Origin of the sequence: Pseudomonas sp. HS-18, assembly GCF_020401845.1 — a bacterium.
Taxonomy (GTDB): domain Bacteria; phylum Pseudomonadota; class Gammaproteobacteria; order Pseudomonadales; family Pseudomonadaceae; genus Pseudomonas; species Pseudomonas nitroreducens.
The window spans coordinates 1,107,320-1,130,458 of the sequence record NZ_CP084413.1 but is presented as its reverse complement, the minus strand read 5'-3'; the positions used below and the strand labels follow the sequence as shown (position 1 = coordinate 1,130,458).

At 61.2% G+C, this 23,139-nt stretch carries 18 protein-coding genes, 1 tRNA gene and 1 pseudogene; 11 read left to right on the top strand and 9 right to left on the bottom strand.

Annotated features, from left to right (window positions below; genetic code table 11):
• Positions 1-178: 178 nt before the first annotated feature.
• From LDJ84_RS30860 to LDJ84_RS05315, 5 genes and pseudogenes are all read right to left on the bottom strand, one after another.
• Positions 179-883, bottom strand: coding sequence for a methyl-accepting chemotaxis protein (locus LDJ84_RS30860; RefSeq protein WP_413247455.1), 705 nt, complete (start codon positions 881-883; stop codon positions 179-181).
• Between the two features lie 153 nt (positions 884-1,036).
• Positions 1,037-1,240 (bottom strand): annotated as a pseudogene (locus tag LDJ84_RS30855) (HAMP domain-containing protein); the annotation flags it as partial.
• Between the two features lie 1,194 nt (positions 1,241-2,434).
• Positions 2,435-3,277, bottom strand: coding sequence for a regulatory signaling modulator protein AmpE (gene ampE, locus LDJ84_RS05325; RefSeq protein WP_226046041.1), 843 nt, complete (start codon positions 3,275-3,277; stop codon positions 2,435-2,437).
• The gene (gene ampD, locus LDJ84_RS05320) at positions 3,274-3,846 is read right to left on the bottom strand and encodes a 1,6-anhydro-N-acetylmuramyl-L-alanine amidase AmpD (RefSeq protein ID WP_226046040.1); all 573 of its coding nucleotides are present in this window, start codon (positions 3,844-3,846) and stop codon (positions 3,274-3,276) included. Before ampD ends, ampE begins: the two co-directional genes overlap by 4 nt.
• A gap of 169 nt (positions 3,847-4,015) precedes the next feature.
• Positions 4,016-6,307, bottom strand: coding sequence for a DUF1631 domain-containing protein (locus tag LDJ84_RS05315; protein WP_226046039.1), 2,292 nt, complete (start codon positions 6,305-6,307; stop codon positions 4,016-4,018).
• A gap of 279 nt (positions 6,308-6,586) precedes the next feature.
• Between LDJ84_RS05315 and nadC the strand changes: the two genes are divergently transcribed.
• Positions 6,587-7,435, top strand: coding sequence for a carboxylating nicotinate-nucleotide diphosphorylase (gene nadC, locus LDJ84_RS05310; RefSeq protein WP_226046038.1), 849 nt, complete (start codon positions 6,587-6,589; stop codon positions 7,433-7,435).
• 103 nt (positions 7,436-7,538) lie between these two features.
• Entirely contained in the window at positions 7,539-8,555 is a 1,017-nt protein-coding gene (gene galE, locus LDJ84_RS05305) for a UDP-glucose 4-epimerase GalE (RefSeq protein WP_226046037.1), read from the top strand.
• Positions 8,556-8,614: 59 nt separating this feature from the next.
• Here galE and LDJ84_RS05300 read toward each other — a convergent pair.
• A tRNA-Thr gene (locus LDJ84_RS05300) sits at positions 8,615-8,690 on the bottom strand.
• A 164-nt stretch (positions 8,691-8,854) separates the two neighbouring features.
• Between LDJ84_RS05300 and LDJ84_RS05295 the strand changes: the two genes are divergently transcribed.
• The 6 genes from LDJ84_RS05295 to LDJ84_RS05270 are packed head-to-tail and all read left to right on the top strand — an operon-like array spanning position 8,855 to position 15,749.
• On the top strand, positions 8,855-10,162 hold the full coding sequence (locus LDJ84_RS05295; RefSeq protein WP_226046036.1) for a nucleotide sugar dehydrogenase: 1,308 nt from the start codon (positions 8,855-8,857) through the stop codon (positions 10,160-10,162).
• Positions 10,159-11,364: a glycosyltransferase family 4 protein gene (locus tag LDJ84_RS05290; protein WP_226046035.1), complete on the top strand. Its 1,206-nt coding sequence runs from the start codon at positions 10,159-10,161 to the stop codon at positions 11,362-11,364. Before LDJ84_RS05295 ends, LDJ84_RS05290 begins: the two co-directional genes overlap by 4 nt.
• Complete coding sequence (locus tag LDJ84_RS05285; protein ID WP_226046034.1) at positions 11,361-12,635, top strand: lipopolysaccharide biosynthesis protein; 1,275 nt, start codon at positions 11,361-11,363, stop codon at positions 12,633-12,635. The genes LDJ84_RS05290 and LDJ84_RS05285 overlap by 4 nt, the downstream gene beginning before the upstream one ends.
• Positions 12,635-13,522, top strand: coding sequence for an FkbM family methyltransferase (locus LDJ84_RS05280; RefSeq protein ID WP_226046033.1), 888 nt, complete (start codon positions 12,635-12,637; stop codon positions 13,520-13,522). The genes LDJ84_RS05285 and LDJ84_RS05280 overlap by 1 nt, the downstream gene beginning before the upstream one ends.
• Positions 13,519-14,637: a glycosyltransferase gene (locus LDJ84_RS05275; protein WP_226046032.1), complete on the top strand. Its 1,119-nt coding sequence runs from the start codon at positions 13,519-13,521 to the stop codon at positions 14,635-14,637. The genes LDJ84_RS05280 and LDJ84_RS05275 overlap by 4 nt, the downstream gene beginning before the upstream one ends.
• A complete protein-coding gene (locus tag LDJ84_RS05270; RefSeq protein ID WP_226046031.1) occupies positions 14,637-15,749 on the top strand; it encodes a glycosyltransferase family 4 protein in 1,113 nt (370 codons plus the stop codon). Before LDJ84_RS05275 ends, LDJ84_RS05270 begins: the two co-directional genes overlap by 1 nt.
• 8 nt (positions 15,750-15,757) lie before the next feature.
• Here the strand turns inward: LDJ84_RS05270 and LDJ84_RS05265 are convergent, their stop codons facing one another.
• From LDJ84_RS05265 to LDJ84_RS05255, 3 genes are all read right to left on the bottom strand, one after another.
• The gene (locus LDJ84_RS05265; RefSeq protein WP_226046030.1) at positions 15,758-16,615 is read right to left on the bottom strand and encodes a glycosyltransferase family 2 protein; all 858 of its coding nucleotides are present in this window, start codon (positions 16,613-16,615) and stop codon (positions 15,758-15,760) included.
• Positions 16,612-18,591, bottom strand: a complete 1,980-nt coding sequence (locus tag LDJ84_RS05260; RefSeq protein WP_226046029.1) for a tetratricopeptide repeat protein — start codon at positions 18,589-18,591, stop codon at positions 16,612-16,614. Before LDJ84_RS05260 ends, LDJ84_RS05265 begins: the two co-directional genes overlap by 4 nt.
• 69 nt (positions 18,592-18,660) lie before the next feature.
• Entirely contained in the window at positions 18,661-19,098 is a 438-nt protein-coding gene (locus tag LDJ84_RS05255; RefSeq protein WP_226046028.1) for a pilin, read from the bottom strand.
• A 229-nt stretch (positions 19,099-19,327) separates the two neighbouring features.
• Between LDJ84_RS05255 and pilB the strand changes: the two genes are divergently transcribed.
• Genes pilB through LDJ84_RS05240 form a run of 3 tightly spaced genes read left to right on the top strand, consistent with a single transcriptional unit; the run spans position 19,328 to position 23,128 of the window.
• Positions 19,328-21,031, top strand: a complete 1,704-nt coding sequence (gene pilB / locus LDJ84_RS05250) for a type IV-A pilus assembly ATPase PilB (RefSeq protein WP_226046027.1) — start codon at positions 19,328-19,330, stop codon at positions 21,029-21,031.
• Between the two features lie 3 nt (positions 21,032-21,034).
• Positions 21,035-22,252, top strand: a complete 1,218-nt coding sequence (locus LDJ84_RS05245; RefSeq protein WP_226046026.1) for a type II secretion system F family protein — start codon at positions 21,035-21,037, stop codon at positions 22,250-22,252.
• 3 nt (positions 22,253-22,255) lie between these two features.
• A complete protein-coding gene (locus tag LDJ84_RS05240) occupies positions 22,256-23,128 on the top strand; it encodes a prepilin peptidase (RefSeq protein WP_226046025.1) in 873 nt (290 codons plus the stop codon).
• Positions 23,129-23,139 lie beyond the last annotated feature (11 nt).

Genomic DNA, 23,139 nt, shown 5'->3' with positions numbered 1-23,139 from the left:
CGATGGAGTGACCTGCCGAATCTGATCGCGAGCAAGCTCGCACCTGCAGGCCAATACCGAATTCACCGACAAACCGATGCCCGTGAGATGGGGTGCATCCGTGCGACCCACGGACATCGGTCTGCTGGCGAAAACCCGGTGTGGGGCGGACCGCAGCGTCCGCCCCGGGTCCTGAGGATCAGACGCGGAACGCGCCGATCAGTCGTTTCAGCTCCACCACCTGCCCGGCCAGTTCGCGGCTGGCGCGCTCGGTCTCGCTGGCGCCTTCGGAAGTGCGCTCGCCGGCCTGGTTGATCTCGACGATGTTCTGGTCGATGTCATGGGCCACGGCGGTCTGCTGCTCGGCCGCGGCGGCGATCTGCTGGTTCTGGTCGACGATAGCGCCGACCGCGCTGAGGATATTCTCCAGCGCCTGCTGCACCTGGGCCGACTGGCTGACAGTGCCATCGGCGGTCTGGTGGCTGCTGCCCATGGCCTTCACCGCGGCGCCCACGCCGTTCTGCAGGCGCGCGATCATCTGCTCGATCTCTTCGGTGGACTGCTGGGTGCGCTTGGCCAGGGTCCGTACTTCGTCGGCCACGACGGCGAAGCCCCTGCCCTGCTCGCCAGCGCGCGCGGCCTCGATGGCGGCGTTGAGCGCCAGCAGGTTGGTCTGTTCGGCGATGCCCTTGATCACGTCCAGCACGCGGCTGATGGAAGCGCTGTCGGCGGCCAGCTGGTTGATCACCGCCACCGATTCGTCGATCTCGCCGGCCAGGCGCTGGATGCTGCCCACCTGGGACTCCACCAGGGCACGGCCACTGGTGGTTTCCTGGTTCACGTTGCGCGCGCTGCCCACCGCCACGGCGGCGCTGCGCGCGACCTCCTGGGCGGTCGCGGCCATCTGGTTCATGGCCGTGGCGACCTGTTCGATCTGGTTGCGCTGGCCGGCCACCGCCTGGTTGCTCTCGGCGGACACCGACTCCACGCGCACGGTCTGCCGCTCCACTTCGCTGACGGTGCGGCCGACCTGCTCGATCAGGTCGTGGATCTTCGACACGGTCTGGTTGAAGGCATCGCCCAGCTCGCCCAGTTCGTCGCGGCTCTGGGCCTGGAAGTTGACGGTCATGTCGCCGGACGCGACGCGTTCCATCATCTTGCCCAGGCTCTTCAGCGTGGTGCGGGTGGAAACGTAGAAGCCGCCGTAGAGGTAGACGATGCCGAGGAACACCACCAGCAGCGCCACGACCAGCAGCACCATCTGCCGCTGCTTGCTGGCCAGGCGCCCCTGCAACTCTCCATCGACGAACTGCAGGACGTGGTCATCCAGCCGGTAGGTCTGTTCCATCGCCTTGCTGACCTGGTCGAAGAATTCCGCCCAAGGCATGTCGAGGGTGTCGGCCATCACCACCTTGTCCTCGAACAGCTTGCCCATGCTCTTGATGGTGTCGCGGCTGGCCTGGGCATCGGCGGACAAGGCGCTCTGCGCGGCCGGGCTGGCGCCCAGCGCGTCCTGCAACTTGAGGCCGTACTCGGCGTGGAGCTTCTCCAGGTCCTGCAGCAGGTCATCCAGCTTGCCGCTGGTGGAGGAGTTGAGGAACCCCTGCCCCAGCGCGCCGGCGCCCATGGTGCGGCCCTGGCTGAGGGTCTGGGTGACATGCGGGGTGCCGGCGGTGATCAGCTCGGCGAGCTGGCGCAGGTCGCGGGCGTCGTCCTGGCTCAGGCCGGACTGGGACACCAGCAGCTTGATGAACACCTGCACTTCGCTGAGCAGGCGCCCGGCCATGGCCGACTTGCTTTGCAGCGAACCTTCGGCGTCGACGCCCTTCAGGCTGGCCAGCAGCTCATCGCGCTTGGCGTTGAATTCGGCGATCTGCTCGGCATCCTGGGTAACGGGTTGCAGCGCACCGATGCGCGCCTGCAGGTCCTTGTGCAATTGACCGATGCGCGCGTCGATGCCAGCGGATTTACTCGACTGGCCGAGAATCCCGTTGATCTGCAACAGGTCGTTGTAGGACTCGAGGTGACGGCGCACCTGCAGACCGTCGCCGATCAGCTGCAGGCTCTGCAGTTCGGCGCGGGTGCTGACGAACTGCCCGTAGGAGTCGCGCACGAGGTAGAAGTTGGTGATCAGCATCGGCAGAAAGAACAGCACGCTGATCAGGCTGAACTTCATACCGAAGCTCAGACGGTTCATCAGCGCGATGGCCGGATAGAGCACGGTCCTCACAAAGACGTCTCCTGTTCCCGTTATTGTTATGTCGCTTGTCGGGGATGGTGCGGCGCGCCCCTGGACGGGTCGTCGCCCTGCGCGCTCAGCGGCGCGGCCACTGTCGGGTAGCAGCCGTCGCCTTGCACTTCAGGTTCGATGTGTACCTGATATCGGCGGGGAGTTCTGTAACTTAAGGTTAAAATGCCATCATCGGACCGGCGGTCGCCGGCCCGATCGTCTGCCTCAGAGCAGCAGCGTCCAGATGGCGAAGACGGCGTACCAGAGCACCGCGGAGCGCACCAGCAGCTGCCAGAGCGCGTCGAGGCTGGCGACGCCCTTGGCGCCGAGGCCGCCTTCGTTGAAGTCTTCGGCGACGTAGCCGGCACGGGCCAGCAGACGAGCGGCAGGCACGTCCCAGGCCAGCAGGTCGTGCAGCAGCATGCGCGTCACCGCGACGAAGTTGCCGACCAGGGCGAAGCTCAGCACCAGCGCACGCGAGGGCAGCCAGTCGAAGGCATGCCGCAGCTGCGCGGCACGCTCGCGCAGTTCCGGCTGGCGGCTCTGTTCGGCAGCGATGGCCAGCAGCCGATAAGCCAGCGCAGCCACCGGGCCGAGCAGCGCGTACCAGAAGATCACCGCGAAGAAGGCCTGGTAGGCCTCCCACACCAGCGTGCCCTGCACCACGGCGAGCAGGTCGTCGTCGCCATCGGCCTGCACCTGCACGCCCAGGTCGCGCTCGGCGACGTGATAGGCGGCCTGCGCGTCCTCGCGGCGCCAAGCGTCGCGGAAGGGCCCGATGGCGCGCAGCACGTCGCCGCGCCCCAGGCTCCAGACCACCACCAGCAGTTGCACCGGCAGCGCCAGCAGGCCGTAGGCCACCGGTTCCAGCACGGTCAGCAACAGCGCCAGCAGCAGCAACGGCGGCAGGATCGCCATCAGCAGGCCGAGCCAGGGCTGCGCCACCAGCGACTTGATGCCGCCCACGGTATCCAGCCAGCCCAGCCACCAACCATCACGCTGCACCTTGGCACGCCAGCTGGAAAACTTCTCGACCAGCAGGACCAGCAACAGCACCAGGAAACTCATGTCGACTCCTTCTTCACGCCGGCGCCAATATCGGCCAGGTAGCGCGCCCAGTCGAAGGCCTCGCCGGGGTCGGTCTTGCGCTCGGGGGCGATGTCGCAGTGACCCTGGATGCGCTCAGCGGTGATCGCCGGGTACACCTTGCGCAATTGCCCGGTCAGCTCCGCCAGCACTTCATACTGCCGCTCGCTGTAGGGTTCGGTATCGGTACCCTCCAGCTCGATACCGATGGAGAAATCATTGCAGTTTTCGCGCCCGTCGAAGCGCGACACACCGGCATGCCAGGCGCGCGCGTTGCACGAGACGAACTGGAACAGCGAGCCGTCGCGCTCGATGAGGAAATGCGCGGACACCGTCAGGCTGCAGATGCTGGCGAAGTAGGGATGCTCGTCGGCGTCCAGGCGGTTCTGGAAGAACTCCTGCACCTTGCACGTGCCGAACTGGCCGGGCGGCAGGCTGATGTTGTGGATGACCAGCAGCGAGACTTCCTCGCCCTCGGGGCGGGCGTTGAAGTTCGGCGAGGGACAGCGCTGGGCGTCGAGGCACCAGCCGGATTCGGGGTCGATCTGCATGGAAGCTCCTTGGCAGAGCCCCACTCTAAAGCAGGCGACGGGGGAAATGAACTCGCTGGCGAGCAGCCAGCGGGCTCAGCATCGGCTTAGGATTTCGCGAGCTAGCGCAGAACCAGGCGAAATCGGATGAGGCAGCAGCGTCTACGCGCAGCGGATCGCAAGCAGGTTCTCAGGCGTTCTTCAGGCGTCTGAGGTTGCCGATCACCGACTCCAGCGCGCGGTCGAACAGCAGCGCGTCGTCCAGCAGGCGCACGGCGTTGCGACGGAACTCCACGGCCAGGCTCATGCGGGTCTTTTCCAGCACCTTCATGCCGGTGCGGTTGACGAAGATGTAGCGGCCGCTGGGGCGGATCACCGCGGCCAGCTTGCAGCGCAGCTTGTGCTCTTCGTCTTCCTGGATTTCCACCCAGCTGCCGACGCGCAGTTCATCGACCTTGCGCAGCGACTCGTCATCCTCGGCGAAGACCTCTTCGGGCTCCACGGCGCGGCCCTGCTCCGGCGAGGCGAGGACGATTTCCTCGACCACCGCGACCATGGCCGGCTGCGCGGCCGCCGGGGCCACGGCCGCCGGCGCATCCAGCGGATCGTCCAGCAGCGGCAGCTCGTCGTCCGGGTCGAGCAGCGGAGCTTCCTCGACCTGCTTGTAGCGCTGGAAGGCCTGCACATGCAGCCCTTCCAGGCGGCTGAAGAATTCGCCGGTGGAGAACGGATCGAAGGCGGCGGAGGCCAGGCCTTCGCGCAGCGACTTGAGCAGTTGCGGCACCATTTCCAGCAGGCGCAGGCGGGAGTCCGGGTCCTCGTGGGGTTCCACGCTCCAGATCAGATCGTCCATGGTCGCCAGGGCGGCTTCCCACTCGGCGGAGTGCGTGCCGTGCTTCAGGCAGGTGAGCAGCAGGACCTGGCTCCAGGCCTCCTGCAGCAGGCGCACCACCACTTCGGGCAGGGTGCGGCCGAGCAGGCGCTCGTTGAGCACGCCTTCCACGTCCTGGCGGGCCAGTTCGGCGCGGGCGCGGCCTTCCTCGGCATCGCGGGTGCGCTGTTCCAGCAGGTCGCTGCGACGGCGCTCGTCACCGGTGAAGGCGATGAATTCGTCGAGCAGCTCGGAGAAGATCGCCGGATCGTCGACGAAGTCGTTCAGCAGGCGCATCACCACCTGCTCGATCTTCTGGTACAGGTGGTCGCGCTGGCCGTCGGACTGCTCGGCCCAGCCGAGGGCGGCCGAGGCGATCTCGTTGAGCAGGCGACGCGCCGGGTGGCTGCCGCGGCTGAAGAAGGTCTTGTCGAGCACCGCAACCTTGAGCATCGGGATCTGCATGCGGCCGATCAGGGCCTTGAGCGAATCCGGCAGGGTGCGGTCATCGAGGATGAATTCGAAGAGCATGGACACGAGGTTGATGACGTCCTCGTCCACCTGGCCGACCACGCGGGAACGGCCGCTCTTGCTGCTGACGCGGGTCAGCAGGTGATCCAGGTGCTGGCGCACGTCGATCTCGTCGATGCTCTGCGCCGGCAGGTGCGACTGCAGGTGGGAAAGCAGGCGCATAAGATCATTGCTGGAAATCGGTACCGCGTCGGCCGGCAGGGTGCGGGCCGGGGCGGCACTGCCGCGCACCTGCGAGAGCAGATCGCGCAGGGCGGCGAAGGCAGCCTGGCTGTCGGCGTCCATGTACTGGCCGCCGCTCTGCTCGCCGACGTCGGCGGTGGTTGCGGCCGGGGCCGTGTCCTGGCTGGCGGCGACGGTGCGTTGCGGCGAGCGGCGCAGCGGAACGGATTTGAGCTCCGGCAGCACGCCCAGGGCGATCAGGGTCTGGTTGGCTTCCGCGTAGAGGTGCTCGGCGTCGGCCAGCACATACTTTTCGAACAGCTTGAGGATGATCAGCTTGACCTTGATCTCCACGCCCAGGCCACGGCAGGCCTCGAGGAAGGCGTCGCACAGCTGGCGCGGACCGAGCGGGTTGCTCTTGTCCTCGACCTTCTTGCTGACCAGGGTGTTGAAACGGGTGGTGAGGTGCGTGAGGGCAACGCCGTCGCGGCTCATCACCTTGGCGACCATGGCGTCCAGGGCGACGGCTTCTTCCAGCTCGTCGTTCTGCACCAGGGTCAGATTCTCGTAGGAGACCGTGTCCAGCGCCGGCGCACGGCCGATTTCATACTGGTTCAGGTTGGCGAAGTTCTCGAAGACCTTCTGCAGGAAGCCGCGCTCGATGCCCTTGCGCTTGAGGCGCAGGTCGCGCATGGCTTCGAAGTAGGCGCTCTGCTCGGCGTTGTTGGCGGCGCGATCGGCCATCTCGAACAGGGTGTCGTCGGCGTTGTCGAACAGGGCCTGCATGGCATGACGCAGTTGGACGGCGACCTTGTCGCGGACAGCGACGAGCCCCGCCGGAACGCGTCCAGCGAACGAAGTCTGCGAGGTTTGCGTGGCCGACTTGTTCAGCGGCACTACGTTCGCGTCGTTCTGCATCGCAAGTCTCCTGCCGACAGACCCAAGCTGGCGGCACCAACAGTCATCGAGGCGTCATCCGTAACGTCAATTTAGTGGCGTCAAAAAGTAGAAAGGTTCAACGTCATTATAGGGAAGCTTCTTACACAACCAAGAGACATTTCACGCATTCTTGAAGAAATTCACAGCGAAGTACCCGCCGTCCGTCCGACAAAGCGCACGGCAGTCCAAAAAACTGCCACGCCTCCCCGCCTCGCCTCCCCGCCCGTATAATCGCGCCACTGCGAACAGGAGCTTTCCATGCCCAACCTCACCCTCGCCGAGCTTTCCGGGGAAATCCAGGCCAACGTCCGCGCCGCGCTGGCCGAAGACGTCGGCAGCGGCGACATCACCGCCCAACTGATCCCCGCCGAGCGCGTCGCCAGCGCCCGCATCATCACCCGTGAGAACGCCACGCTCGCCGGCACCGCCTGGGTCGACGAAGTGTTCCGCCAGGTCGATCCGCGCGTGCAGGTGAAATGGCAGGTGCGCGACGGCGAGCAGGTCAGCGCCGACCAGACCCTGTTCACCCTGGAAGGCCCGGCCCGCGCCCTGCTGACCGGCGAGCGCAGCGCGCTGAACTTCCTGCAGCTGCTATCCGGCACCGCCACCCGTGCCCGTCAGTACGCCGACCTGGTGGACGGCACCGGGGTGAAGCTGCTCGACACCCGCAAGACCCTGCCCGGCTTGCGCCTGGCGCAGAAATACGCCATCACCTGCGGCGGCTGCCATAACCACCGCATCGGCCTGTACGACGCCTTCCTCATCAAGGAAAACCACATCGCCGCCTGCGGCGGTATCGCCCAGGCCATCGCCGCCGCCCACCAGATCGCCCCTGGCAAGCCGGTGGAGATCGAGGTAGAAGACCTCGACGAGCTGCGCCAGGCCCTGGACGCCGGCGCCGACATCGTCATGCTCGACGAGCTGAGCCTGGACGACATGCGCACCGCCGTCGCCCTCACCGCCGGCCGCGCCAAGCTGGAAGCCTCGGGCGGCATCACCGAGGCCACCCTGCGCACCATCGCAGAGACCGGCGTGGACTACATCTCCATCGGCACCCTGACCAAGGACGTCAAGGCGCTGGACCTGTCGATGCGGCTGAGCCTGTAGTCGCCCTGACAGGCGCGCCTGCCCTCCCTCGCCTACGCTTCAGCCAAGCGCCTGAATTCCCTTAGGCGCTTTCCTACAGCTGGCGAAAGGAGGCACTGGCGCGATGGCGGGCAAGATTCTGCTGACCGGGGGCTGCGGCTATATCGGCTCCCACATCTGTCTGGAACTGATCGAGCAGGGGTATCACCCCGTCGTGCTCGATAACCTGAGCAACAGCTCGCCCATCCCGCTGCAGCGCATCGAGCAGCTCACCGGCCAGCGCATTCCCTTCGTCAAGGGCGACGTCCGCGACGAAGCCATCCTCGACCGGCTGTTCTGCGAGTACCGCATCGACGCGGCGATCCACCTCGCCGGCGTCAAGTCCGTCGCCGAATCGGTGGCCGATCCCATCGCCTACTACCAGACCAACTTCGCCGGCACCGTCACCCTCTGCCAGGTCATGCAGCACCATGGCGTGAAGCGCTTCATCTATAGCTCCTCGGCGACCGTCTACGGCCTGGCGGCACAGAGCCCGATCCGCGAAGACGCCCCCACCGGCCCGGCCAGCCCCTACGGCCAGTCCAAGCTGATGGCAGAAATCGCCCTGCGCGACATCGCCCAGGCCGACCCGCAGTGGACCATGGCCATCCTGCGCTACTTCAACCCCGTGGGCGCCCACACCAGCGGCCGCATCGGCGAAGACCCCAACGGCATCCCCAACAACCTGATGCCGTACGTGTCGCAGGTCGCCACCGGCAAGCAGCCGTTCATCCGCGTATTCGGCAACGACTACCCCACCCCGGACGGCACCGGCGTGCGCGACTACCTGCACGTCGTCGACCTGGCCAACGCCCACCTCAGCGCTCTGCGCTGGCTCGACGGCGCCAGCGGCGCGAAGACCTTCAACATCGGCACCGGCCGCGGCTACAGCGTGCTGGAAATCATCCGCGCCTATGAAAAGGCCTGCGGCCGCGAACTGCCCTTCCAGTTCCTCCCCCGCCGCGACGGCGACATCGCCAGCTACCACGCCGACCCGAGCCTGGCCGGCCAGGAACTGCACTGGACCGCCACCCGCGACATCGAAGACATGTGCCGCGACGCCTGGAACTGGCAGAGCCAGAACCCTGGCGGCTATGCCTGATTTTCCCCTGATTCGGAAAACAAAAAGCCCCGCTCGAAAGCGGGGCTTTTTGCTGAAGATGGTGCCGGTAAGAGGAATCGAACCCCCGACCTTCTCATTACGAATGAGCTGCTCTACCGACTGAGCTACACCGGCGGCGGGCGTAAACTACCATCCCCCCGACCGCTAGGCAATTGCTCCGCTCGGGCAGGTCATGGGCGAGAGTTCAGTCACATATTGTCTCACCTGCGTTTCCGATAATTCCCACCACTGGAAAAACTCGCCAGAATGGACGGATTCATTTCTCTCTGAGCATTTTCATGAGCGCACTGGACCAGCTTCATACCAAGATTTCCGACGGAAGTGCCGTCGTTGGCATTTACGGTCTTGGCTACGTGGGGCTTCCCCTTGCATTGCGCTTTGCCGAGGTGGGAATTCGGGTGATCGGCTTCGACATCGATGACAGCAAGGTGCAAGCGCTGAATGCCGGACGCAGTTATATCGAGCGTCTGGGGAACGACCTGATCGTCGCCGCCCGGGAAGCCGGCTTCGAGGCCACCGGTGACTTTGCCCGCAGCACCGAAGCGGACGTGCTGATCATCTGCGTCCCCACACCGCTCAATACCCATCACGAGCCCGATCTGAGCTTCGTCATCGATACCACGGAAGCGATCCTGCCGTATTTCCGCGAAGGCCAGTTGCTGAGTCTGGAAAGTACTACCTGGCCAGGCACCACTGAAGAGGAGCTGGCTCCTCGCCTTGAAAGCCACGGCTTCAAGGCTGGCAGCAACTGCGCCCTGGTGTTTTCGCCAGAGCGCGAGGATCCGGGCAACGCCCACTTCGATACGCGGACCATTCCCAAGGTCATCGGCGGCATGACGCCTCGTTGCCTGGAACTGGGTCAGGCCATCTATGGCCACGCCATCAATACGATGGTCCCGGTCAGTAGCCCGCGCGCGGCCGAGATGACCAAGCTGCTGGAAAACATCCACCGCGCAGTGAACATCGGCCTGGTCAACGAGATGAAGATCGTCTCCGACAAGATGGGCATCGACATTCACGAGGTGATCCGTGCGGCAGCGACCAAGCCCTTCGGGTTTGTTCCCTATACGCCAGGACCGGGCCTTGGTGGACACTGCATCCCGATCGATCCCTTCTACCTGACGTGGAAGGCCAAGGAATACGGGGTTAACACCCGCTTCATCGAGCTGGCTGGCGAGATCAACCACTACATGCCGCATTGGGTGGTTCAGAAGGTTGCAGATGCACTGAACAGTCGGAAGAAGGCGGTGAATGGCAGTCGAGTACTGATCCTCGGCCTGGCCTACAAGAAGAACATCGATGACACCCGCGAGTCGCCGGCGGTCGAGATCATGTCCCTGCTGGATCAGCGCGGCGCCGAAGTCCAGTACTCCGACCCGCACGTCCCCCGTTTTCCGAACAAGCGCGACTACAGCTTCGACCTAGAATCGGTCAGCCTGACATCCGCCAGTCTGGACGAGTTCGACTGTGTGGTACTGGCGACCGACCACGATGCCTTTGACTATGCACTGTTGGCAGAACACGCACGCATTCTGGTGGACACGCGCGGTCGGTTCGACAAGCGTCCGAACGTAGTTTGCGCATGACCTCGACAAACAGTGATCGCTGCAAGCCTCGCGTACTGGTAGTGACCCGCAACCTGCCGCCCCTTCTGGGGGGCATGGAGCGCCTCAACTGGCACATGATCGATGAGCTGGGCCGTGACGCCGAAGTGCATGTCGTGGGGCCGGACGAAGCCGGCGGCCAGGCGCCGAAAGCGGCCCACTATCATCCAGCACGCTTGCGCCCGACCTGGCGCTTTCTGATCGAGGCGACACTCTCGGCCGCACGGATCGCTCGCCGATACCGCCCACAGGTCGTACTAGCCGGCAGCGGCCTGACCGCCCCCATCGCATTGCTTGCCGCCAGGCTTTGCGGCGCCCGAGCGGTCACGTATATACACGGGCTGGATATCACCACCCACAACCCGGTCTATCGGGCGATCTGGTTGCCGGCGATCCGACGTATGGATGCAGTCATCGCCAACAGCCGCTCGACGCGCGAGTTTGCCGTCGAAGCAGGAGTTCAGCCAGACCGGCTGTTCCTGGTCTTCCCCGGTGCCAAAACGCCCATCGCCGATTTCCCCAGTGATAGACTGCGGGCTTTACGCGACAGGCTCCAGCTGGGCGAACGACGCATACTCATCTCCGTCGGCCGGCTGACAGCGCGCAAGGGCCTGCTGGAGTTCGTCCGCGAGGCCCTGCCCAGGGTGGTCGCGCGCTACCCCGATACGCTGCTGTTAATCGTGGGAGATGCTCCGAAAGACGCACTGCATGCCCACGCCCATGCGCAGACGCCTGAAAGCATCCAGGCCGCCGCAGAGGGCGCCGGCATTGCCGAGGCGGTACGCTTCATCGGCCCGATCACCGACCTCGAAGAGCTTTGCGTGGCCTATCAAGTCGCGGAAGCCCACTTGTTCCCAGTGCGCAGTATTCCGGGCGACTCGGAAGGCTTTGGCATGGTCGCCATCGAGGCGGCGGTCAACGGCACCCCGACCGTCGCCTTCGCCACCGGCGGTATCGTTGACGCAGTAGCGGATGGTGCGTCTGGCTATCTGGTTCAGCCCCACGATTACGAAAGACTGGCAGACTCGATCGTGCGCGTCCTGGAAACCCCTGGCGAGTTGCGCGACACCTGCCGGCAGCACGGCCAGAAGTTTTCCTGGAGACGCTTCGGCCGCGAAGTGCATCAAGCGCTTTTCCCTACTGACGCCCCTCACGACGCGCCCAGCGTGAAGCGAACACCTTGAAAGCGCTGGCCAGCGGCTATAAACCCGGTCGCCTCGCACGCTCCGCGATCATCACGCTGTTCTGGCAACTGGTCAGGATCGGTCTGCTGGCCCTGTGGATGGTCGTCACCGCTCGACTACTGGGACCTGCTGGTTACGGGGAGTACAGCGGCCTTGCGAGCTTGGCAATTACGCTCGGCGCTTTCACCGGGCTCGGACTCGGGTTGGTCATGTACCAGGGCTCCGTGCATACCCCGGAGAAGTTCAGCCAGTACTGGAGCAATTCGCTGGCCTGCATTGTGGGTAGCGGCACGTTGATCACCATACTCTTTGTGGCCCTGGGGAGTTGGTTGAGCCCTGATTCACACCTTGGAACACTGATCGCCATCGGCATCTCCGAAGCGATGCTATTCCCCGTGGTCACGAATTCCGCGTTCGCGTTTTCCGCCCATGAGCGGATGGGCTGGGCAACCGTGCTGCCTGCGCTGACCGCGCTATTGCGGCTATTGGGCAATCTGGCCTTCTACCTTTTCAGCGAAAGTCGCAGCCTTGATCAATATGTCTGGTTTCACGCCTGCGCCACTCTTTTGGCGGCTCTCGCCGCAGCCACGTTGACACAGCGCTGTCTCCTCCCAACACGGATGCCGTTGCGGCTCGACCGCGCACAACTGCTCGAGGGCATAGGTTTCGCCTTCAGTTGGACTGGCAGCAATGCCCTCACTTCACTGGACAAGACCTTCGCGCTCAGATTCGGAAGCGCCGAAATCGCCGGCCTCTACAGTATTGCCTACCGATTCATCTCCATACTGACCCAACCGGTGGATGCCCTGGTTTCCGCGGCGCTTCCGAGGCTCTTCGCCCTTGGGACCGATCAGAGCAGGCACCCTAGCCTGATCGTTACCCTCGTGGCCGTCATCATTACCTACGGCGTGTTGGCGGGGCTTTTCGTCTGGTCGATTGCCGCCATCATTCCACTGATCCTGGGCGCGGAGTTCACCCCCGCAGTCCAGCTCATCCAGCTGCTGGCTATCGTTATTCCCTTCTATGGATTCAGGGCCATGGTTAGCCAGGTATTGGTTGGCCGGCGCCAGAAAAAGACCAAGAGTCTCATCGAGCTGGCCGCGATAGCGCTCATGGCAATGCTCTCGATGATTCTGATACCCAGGCATGGCGCAGAAGGCGCAGCGTACGCCTACGTCGCGGTGGAAGCGTTCCTTGCCGTCGCTGTCGCCCTTGCCTTTCTGCTCACCCGAGCCGCTACCTCTGGCAATACACACGGCAGGTCCGCTTGATGATGACAACAATGGTCTTGGGCAAGATCCGGCACTTCGCCAACAGATTTCCGCTGGGACGCCGCAACAGCCTGCTGCCCAGAGTGATGCGCAGACTCTTCCGTACTGCCTCCGGGCAGGCGGTAGTCGATGACTTCGATGGCGCGTTTCAAATGCGCCTGGATCTCGCCGAACACATGCAGCGGCGAATATTCTGGACTGGTTATTACAACCGGGAGATCGTCGCACTCCTGGACAAGCTGATCGAGCCGGGCATGGTTGTCCTCGATATCGGCGCCAACATCGGAGAAATCACCCTGGTAGCGGCCAAGCGCACTACGGAGCGCGGACAGGTCATTGCCTTCGAACCGATGAGCGCCATAGCCGACCAGTTGGAAGAGCATGTGCAAAGCAACTCGCTCGAGTGGGTAACGGTAGTCCGGGCGGGACTCTCTGATCATTGCGGAGAAGCCGCCATCTACAATGCCTGTGCGCAATGGGACGATAGCGAGCCTAACCGCGGGCTCGGCAGCCTCTACGCCGACCAGCCCAACGCCAAACCCGTACAGAGCATTGCGTTGCTGACGCTGGATGATTACCTGCAGAAGGCACCGATCAAGCGACTGGATATCATCAAGATCGACATCGAAGGGGCGGAGCTTCCCTGCCTGAAAGGTGCCCTGGACACGCTACGCCGGTTCAGGCCGATGCTCATCATCGAACTGCAAGCGGAAACTTCGAAGAACGCAGGGTACGAGCAAACCGACATCCTCGACCTGCTGGCGGGGCTGGGGTACGAGTTCCAGAGCATCGGCCAGAACGGTCGGCTGGAGAGACTGGCGCGCAACGATCTCCGGGATTTCCAGAACGTCCTCTGCACCCACACGGCTGGAGCTGCCCGGCCTTGAAAGTCTGGATACTGGCGGGGAGGTTCAAGGCAGGAGGCCTTGAACAGGTACTGTCGACGCTGGCCGCCTTTCTAACGGACCAGGGCATCGATACCACGCTGGTAGCCAGAGCCTTCGATCAGTCGCCGCCACAACCGGGACTGCGTCCCTATGCTACCCGGACGCTTCCCGGCAGCAGCCTCGTCGGCTTCGTCGCGGCCCTCGCCAAGACTATCCGCCTGGACCGCCCAACGCATATCATCACAAGCGCAAATGACATCGCCTGCCTGACGGTACTGTTGAGGCTCCTGTTCCTGCGGCGTTCCCGCGTCATCGTCACCCAGCACCTGACGGTTTCACCTGAAGTGTCCCGGGCCAGTGGCATGCGCAAGCTGAAGCTAAAGCTGATTCGCCATGCCATGCGTGCTCTGTATCCCCGAGCCGATCGCGTGATTGCCGTTTCCGATGGCGTCGCGGAGGACTTGGCACAGCAGCTCAACCTTCCCCGAGCCGCCATCGCCACCATCTACAACCCCGTCGTCGATGCGCAAATGGCGCGCCGAATCGAAGCGCCGCTTCCGACAGGCTTTCCCTGGGCATCGCGGACAGCGCCACTGGTCGCCTTCGCTGGCCGGCTGGAGCCGGTCAAGCGCGTGGATCTCCTGCTGGAAGCCTTTGCTCAGGTGCACTCGCAAACCGGGGCACGCTTACTGATTCTCGGCGAGGGTTCCCTTCTGGATGAGCTCAAGCGCCATGCCGCGCGATTGCAGGTGACAGAAGACGTGCTCTTCTTCGGGCACGCCCCGAACATCCTGCCGCTACTCAAGAGCTCCGACGTCCTGGTTCTGCCGTCGGACTACGAAGGCTTTGGCAATGTCCTAGTGGAGGCCATGGCCTGCGGCACCCAGGTCATTGCCACCGACTGCCCAAGCGGACCAGCGGAAATCCTGGAGCACGGCCGCTACGGCCAATTGATTCCAACCAACTCCGCGCCCGCACTGATCGAAGCTTTGAGCAAGACCCTTGGCAAGGAATTCGAAGTGCCCGCCGACACGCTTCGCTGGCGCGCAGGGCACTTCTCGGTCGAGCGTGCCGGGAAGGCCTACTTGGAGATACTCAGGGAAACGCAAAGCTGATGCGGATACTCGTTCTGACCAAGCGGCAGTACACCGGCCGCGACCTGCTGGATGATCGCTTCGGCCGACTCTTCGAGATCCCCGAGAAACTGGCCGCCATGGGACATGAGGTCCGCGGGCTGACCTGCAGTTACCGCCCGCGACCAGAGGGGATCACCCAGCACGGCCGGGTAACCTGGCGCTCCTTCAACGCGACGCTACTGAGAGGCGGTACGCTTCGCCATTTGCGGGAGATTCGCCAGGAGATAAGGGTCTTTCAACCGGATCTGGTCTGGGCCAGCTCGGACATGTGGCACGCCATCGCCTGTCGTCGCGTCTGCCAAGAGATGGGCGTTCCCTATGTTCTGGATCTTTACGATAACTACGAAAGCTTCCTACTCTCGAAAATTCCTGGTGTCCGCCACTGTTTCAAAAAGGCCTGTCGCGAGGCAGATGGGGTCACCTCGATCAGCACGCCGCTCAGTACCTATCTGGAGCGGGATTACGGCGTGTCAGTCAATCGGATATTGACTCTGGGTAACGCCACCAACCCCAACGAGTTCTTTCCCGCTGACCGCCAGACCGCGAGAAAAAAACTGAATCTCGAGGGAAGTGAATTCCTGATCGGAACTGCCGGAGCCCTGGGTCGGAGCCGCGGGACTTCGGTGCTGCTGCGTGCTCTGCCGTTGATCCGTCAGCGCTTTCCGCAGCTACAGCTTGTCCTTGCCGGCCCCCACGATGGCAGCCTGCCGCTCACCTCGACGCAAGGTTTGCGTTATCTGGGAGTACTACCGCCTGACGCCGTTCCGGCCTTCTACAACGCGATGGACGTATCCCTCATCTGTAATCGCCCATCGAGTTTTGGCAGCTATTGCTACCCGCAGAAACTGAACGAAATCCTGGCTTGCGAAACCCGACTGCTGGCGGCCAACGTCGGGGGGCTCGGCGAACAACTCGCCGACCAGCCCAGCCACCTCTTCTCACCCGATGATGAAGTCGACTTGGCCGCCAAACTGTGCGACCTCATTACCCGCCCCTGCCGCCGGCCGATTCAACCGATCTACTGGCAGCAACGGGCCAACGAACTCTCGAGTTTTATCGACAGCCGGCTGAGCGCCGCGCGGGTAATATGACGCAAGGATCAACTATCGGAGCTGTCCTTGTACATCAGCGCGGTGATCTGCTCAGATATCAGCCCCATGAGGAAAATCATGACACCGGCGCTGTAGAGCAATGCACTCATGTTGGTGAAGCGCCCGAAGCTCGCGAAGGTATAGCTGTACCAGGCGGTGGCCAGGAAGACGGCAAGCATCGCGATGGGAGCGAAAAGCTTGAGCGGCGAGTAGAGCGTGCCGATCTTGAAGATGATCAGCAGGAAGCGCAGCCCATCCTTCAGCGGTTTGATGTGGCTTTGGCCGATGCGCTTGGCCGCATGGATCGGCACATAGCAAACTGAGTATCCCGCCCTGAAGAAAGCCATGGTACTGGTCGTGGGATAAGAAAAACCATTGGGCAGCAAGTAAAGGAACTCCCTGAACTTAACAGACCGCACGGCCCGGAATCCGGAGGTCAGATCCTCTACGCGATGGCCCGTCATATAGCTGGCCAGCCCATTGTAAAAACCATTTGCTACTCCACGGCCAAGGCTTGCCTGTGAGCCCTTTTGCCGGGCCCCCACAACCATGTCATGTCCCTTGTCCAAGGCCTCAAGAAGGGCCTTGATATCCTGCGGATCGTGTTGCCCATCCGCGTCCATGAACACAATCACGTCCCCCGTCGCCGCTCGAGCACCTGACTTTATTGCAGCACCATTCCCCCGGGAATACAGGTGAGTAACCACTCGGGCGCCCGCAGCCTCAGCCACGACCGCTGTGTTATCGCTTGACCCGTCATTCACTACAATGACCTCAAATTCAGGATGCAGGGCGATGATCTTGCGGATAGTAGCACCGACTGCGGCGGCTTCATTTTTTGCTGGGAGAACGACACTCACCTTCATTGGGTTACCTTGAACATTTCTGCCGGAGCGATTGGCGGAGGGCCATCATGGGATGCTTGGGGTTTCGCCGAGTGATTCACCGAATCACGCAGCACGTTCCTGAGCCTGTGAAACTCCGAATCGTACACGTCTGCTGAGCGGCGCAATGTTTTTGCAGGCTGCTGCCGGTACAGCAACTCGGCACGATCCAGGAGCTGAAGCGCCTCCCGCGGATGCCCGTCGATGGCCATTTCGGTGACCATCGCCAGTGACGCATCCGTCTCCCTGTAAAGCCCCATCGCCTGGAAGTAAAAGGCCAGCGCCTGATCCGTCTTTCCTTGCGCCAGATACAGCTGGGCATTCATGTAAGGCATGATTCGGATAAACAACGGGACGGACTTGTAGTTTTCGTTCGCCTGAGCCTTGGTCAGCAAGTCTTGCATCCACTGCAGATACTCCCGCTTATCTTTCGCCGAGATGACAAAATCATTGAGCGTACGCAGCCCCTTCACGGCCTGGGCGTCGAATGGCTGCTTTGCCAATTGGTCACCTGCCAAACGGAAGTCCTCGTGACTGGCGGCAGAGGTGTATACCTTCTGCAACAGCAACCGAATAGTAAGCAGCGAACTGTCGGGCAAGTGTTGGGCCGCCTGTTCAATGACTCGATTAGCCTCTTCAATCCGGCCCTGGTTAATCAGATAAGCAGCGACAGTGTTCTGGGCGCGAGGAGAATCAGGACTCGATTGAGCCCAATAGAGTTCCAGACGTTGAGAGTCTGCCCAGAGGCTGGAGCGCTGCCAAGTAAGGAACGACAGAAAAGCCACGATCATACAGGCGATGAAAACCACGACTGTCGGGGCGATCCGTTCAGTAAGCGACACCAGAGCAGCTGCCAGCGGAAGGAACAAGTACAGAGCCGATAGATAATTGCGATGCTCGAAATAAAGCTCCAGACCAATAACAGTCGACTCCATCAGGTGAGCTACCAGGAAAAACAGCACAGCCACTGAAAAGAGTGGCAAGCGCTTGCGAACGAGCAGCGCGCCTAGAAGCAGAAGTAACAGGCCCAAATGAGAGGGCAGCGTGGTGACTGGACTGAGCCAGCCCAACGACTTCGCATAACCATCCTGGAACAGCCCCCGCCCCTCTATCTGCGGTATGAATAGCGAAGACAGATACTCCCACATGATGCGCCCCTCACTAAGCAGGCGTTCAGACTGGTTGAAGGAGCGGGTCAGCCAGGCGGCATTGGTCCAATCGATGTAATACACGAGTGCCGCCACTACGCTCAATGATGGCAGCCAAAGGAACAGAAGTAACCATTGCCAAGCCGGTTTCGGCTCGTTCCTCGGGCGGCAGAACTCGATGACGAGCAGCAGGAGGGGCAATAATGCGCCGTTCTCCTTGCTCAACGTTGCAAGCAGAGTTCCCAGACTCACGGACAGCGTCATAAGGGCGTAGCTGGAGAACGGACGCTTATCGAGTAGAAGGCGCCCCTTCAGATAACCAATCATACCCAGCAGGGAAAAGAAGGTGGTCAGCTGGGCCATCCGCTGCACGATATACAACGTGGTTGAAACAAAATAAGGATGCAAAACCCAGAATGCAGTGGATAGCAGCGCTATCCAGAGTACCTTGCGCTCATCGATTGCATAAAAGCGCAAAAGTAAAAGCGTCGCCCAGAAAAGCGAAAGCCCGCAGGCAACATGAATCAGCAGGTTGGTGAGTTTGAAGTAGGCAGCATGACTCGGCCATGTGTTGTCGTTGAGCAGAAAACTCAACAACGAAATGGGCCGACCGGTGGGCCCCGAAGTACCATTGAAGACAAAGGCCTTGAGCGTTTCCCAGCTCACTACGCCGCCGTAATTCCCCATTTCTTCTAAATTGGGGTAATCATCGAACAGGAAGCCTCCATGCAGGCCCGGTAGATAAACAAGTCCAACCAGGCACATCAGTAAGGCGAGGCAAGCGATGGGTAAAAGTGTTGTTCTAATCATCGAGAATTATGTCAAGCCAAAGAAAACTGCCCGCAAAAGCGGGCAGTTTTTGAAGCTTCCGCTCAAGAATTAGCGGCAGGAGCTCGGGTAGTACTTCGCAGTGGCGGCCGCAGCACTGCCGCTACCTTTGCACTTCCAGCTCAGCGAGCCGTTGTTGGTGACGGGGCTCAGAATAAGGGTCAGGCCTTCTACGCCTTTGGCGACACCAGAGGAAGCCATGGTCGCGGTAATGACACCAGCGGATTGCGCCACTTGGGTCACGTATTTGCCTTTGATGTCAGTGGCAACAGCCAAACCAGCGGACTGGTTGTTGGTAGGGAAATGACCATTGTTGGAGTAGTACTCAGCAACGGAAGTCTTGGCACCGCTAGCCAGAGTCATGGCTTCGGTCATTTGCGAACGCCCCATGTAGTCTTGGTAGGCGGGAAGCGCAATGGCAGCCAGAATGCCGATAATAGCGACCACGATCATAAGTTCGATCAGAGTAAAGCCTTTTTGAGCCTTCATGATTCTCTCCAGGTTTGTAATAGCGGTCGTAGGACCTGCTGCTTCCACAAGCAGAAAGTATGCCAACACAGTGCACAGCATATTCCACGCCATAAGACAGAAATACCGGACAGCATCGCGCGAATATACGCAAGAAGTGACACTTTTTGGCAGTGCACTCGACGCAATTTGGCTCCTCGCAGCATCTGCGTTATAAGGCACTGATCTCCTACCTCGCCGAAAGCCTTCCATGAACGATCAAGTCGTCCTCTCCGGCCTCGCCCGACAACTGGTGCTTTCCGAGCTGCTCGACGAGAAAAGCGCCCAGCAAGCCCAACTGCAGGCCCAGCGCAACAAGCTGTCGCTGGTGACCTACCTGGTTCAGAACAAGCTGGTCAAAAGCCGGCCACTGACTGAACTGGCCGCAGAGCAATTCGGGGTCGCATTCTGCGACCTAGGCAGCCTTGACCGCGAGAGTTTCCCTAAAGAGCTGGTGACGGAAAAACTGATTCGCCAGCATCGGGTTCTGCCGCTTTGGCGTCGGGGCAACAAACTCTTCGTAGGTCTCTCCGATCCGACCAATCATCAGGCCATTACCGATGTGCAGTTCAGTACCGGCCTGACCACCGAGGCCATCCTGGTCGAGGATGACAAGCTCGGCGACGCCATTGAAAAGCTGTTTGAGAGCTCTACCGGAGGACTGGACGATCTGGGTGATATCGACCTGGACGGCCTGGATATCGAGAGTGGCAATACCGAACAAAAGGATGATGCGATTGGAGGGGATGCCGACGACGCTCCCGTGGTGCGCTTCGTCAACAAGATGCTGCTGGACGCCATCAAGGGCGGTTCATCCGACCTGCACTTCGAGCCGTACGAGAAAATCTACCGCGTACGCTTCCGTACCGACGGCATGCTGCATGAGGTCGCTAAACCGCCGATCCAGCTGGCCAGCCGTATTTCAGCACGCCTGAAGGTCATGGCGGGGCTGGATATCTCAGAGCGCCGCAAACCTCAGGACGGCCGCATCAAGATGCGGGTTTCCAAGACCAAGTCCATCGACTTCCGCGTCAACACTCTGCCTACGCTATGGGGAGAGAAGATCGTGATGCGGATTCTCGACTCGTCCAGTGCACAGATGGGGATCGATGCGCTGGGTTATGAAGAGGCACAAAAACAGCTCTATCTGGAAGCCTTGAAGCAACCGCAAGGCATGATTCTGGTGACTGGCCCGACCGGTTCGGGCAAGACGGTTTCACTCTACACCGGCATCAATATTCTCAACACTCCGGATATCAATATCTCCACAGCAGAAGACCCCGTGGAGATCAACCTGGAAGGCATCAACCAGGTGAACGTCAACCCACGCCAGGGCATGGACTTCGCCCAGGCTCTGCGGGCCTTCCTGCGTCAGGATCCGGACGTGATCATGGTGGGCGAGATCCGCGATCTGGAAACTGCCGAGATCGCTATCAAGGCGGCCCAGACTGGCCACATGGTGATGTCCACCCTGCACACCAACAGCGCTGCCGAAACCCTGACGCGCTTGCTGAACATGGGCGTCGCCGCCTTCAACCTGGCCACGTCCACCAACCTCATCATTGCCCAGCGCCTGGCTCGCAAACTCTGCCCGCACTGCAAGAAGGAACACGAGGTTCCGCGGGAAGCCCTGCTCCATGAAGGTTTTCCCGCAGAAAAAATCGGCAGCTTCAAGCTTTATTCGCCGGTGGGATGTGAAAACTGCAAGAACGGCTACAAAGGCCGTGTGGGTATTTATGAAGTAGTTAAAATCACGCCTGCCCTGCAGCGGATTATCATGGAAGAAGGCAACTCAATTCAGATATCCGAACAGGCTCGAAAAGAAGGCTTCAACGATCTACGCACTTCGGGTCTGCTCAAAGCCATGCAAGGCATAACCAGCCTCGAGGAAGTCAACCGCGTGACCAAGGATTAATCCATGGCGGACAAAGCATTGAAGACCAGTGTCTTTACCTGGGAAGGCACTGATCGCAAGGGCGGGAAAATCAAAGGGGAGCTTTCTGGGCCCAATACCGCTCTGGTAAAGGCCCAGTTGCGCAAGCAGGGGATCAACCCGACCAAAGTGCGCAAGAAAGGTATCTCACTGCTGGGCCAGGGTAAGAAGATCAAGCCCCTAGATATCGCGCTCTTCACTCGCCAATTGTCGACCATGATGGGATCCGGTGTACCGCTGCTGCAGTCCTTCGACATCATTAGCGAGGGATTCGACAACCCAAACATGCGTAAGCTGGTGGACGAAATCAAGCAGGAGGTTGCTGCTGGTAATAGCTTGGCGAACTCTCTACGTAAGAAGCCCCAGTATTTTGATGACCTCTACTGCAACTTGGTAGATGCTGGCGAACAATCCGGCGCCTTGGAAACCTTGCTCGATCGTGTCGCGACCTACAAGGAAAAAACTGAGGCCTTGAAGGCCAAGATCAAGAAGGCTATGACATACCCGATCGCGGTCGTCGTGGTCGCGGTAGTAGTTTCCGCAATCCTCCTGATCAAGGTTGTCCCACAGTTCAAGTCAGTGTTCGAAGGCTTTGGTGCAGAGCTGCCAGCCTTCACCCAAATGGTTATCAACTTGTCGGAGGCCATGCAGAAGTGGTGGTTCTTCCTTCTGATAGCGCTATTCGCTTTCGCATTTACCCTGCGAGAGGCACTCAAACGCTCGGAGAAATTCCGTGATTTGGTGGATCGCAGCCTTCTCAAAACCCCGATTGTTGGTGACATCCTCTACAAATCTGCAGTAGCCCGCTATTCACGCACCTTGTCGACCACCTTCGCCGCAGGCGTGCCACTAGTAGAGGCTCTGGATTCAGTTTCGGGGGCAACCGGTAACGTGGTATTCCGCAATGCCGTGACCAAGATCAAGCAGGATGTTTCGTCTGGTACTCAACTGAACTTTTCGATGCGTACTACGGGAGTATTCCCCAGTATGGCCGTACAAATGGCGGCTATTGGTGAAGAGTCTGGCTCACTCGACGCGATGCTGGATAAAGTAGCCAACTACTATGAAGAAGAAGTGGATAATGCGGTAGATAACCTAACCACTCTCATGGAGCCGCTGATCATGGTCGTTCTGGGCGTGCTGGTTGGCGGTCTGATCATCGCTATGTACCTGCCTATTTTCCAACTGGGCTCCGTTGTCTAACCCATGCCTGTTCTCGACTATCTGGCCAGCACCCCGCTGGCCTTTGTTTTATGCGTCACCCTCCTCGGCCTGCTAGTGGGCAGCTTCCTCAACGTGGTGATCCATCGCCTGCCGCGGATGATGCAGCTCGATTGGCAGCAGCAGGCGCGGGAAACATTGGGGCTGCCGGAGGGCGAGAAGCAGCCGACGTACAACCTGATTTTGCCGAACTCCCAGTGCCCTCACTGTGCCCATGAGATCAAGCCGTGGGAGAACATCCCGCTGGTCAGTTGGCTGGCGCTGGGTGGCAAGTGTTCGGCCTGCAGAGCGCCGATCAGCAAGCGTTATCCGCTGGTCGAGCTGGCGTGCGCCGCGCTGTCGGCCTTCATTGCCTGGCATTACGGCTTTGGCTGGCAGGCGGGGGCGATGCTGTTGCTGACCTGGGGTTTGCTGGCAATGAGCATGATCGATGTCGATCATCAGCTGCTACCGGACGATCTGGTGTTGCCGTTGCTGTGGCTCGGTCTCATCGTCAACCACTTCGGCCTCTTCACGAACCTGGGCGACGCGCTCTGGGGCGCGGTGTTCGGGTATCTGAGCCTGTGGTCGGTGTACTGGCTGTTCAAGCTGATCACCGGCAAGGAAGGCATGGGTTACGGCGACTTCAAGCTGCTGGCCATGCTCGGCGCCTGGGGTGGCTGGCAGGTGTTGCCGGTGACCATCCTGCTGTCGTCTCTGGTGGGTGCGGTGCTGGGCGTGATCATGCTGCGCCTGCGCAACGCGGAAACCAGTACGCCCATCCCCTTCGGCCCCTATCTGGCCATCGCCGGCTGGATTGCATTGCTCTGGGGTGATCAAATAACCGCGACCTATCTGCAGTTCGCCGGTTTCCGCTAGCCTTCTCCTGC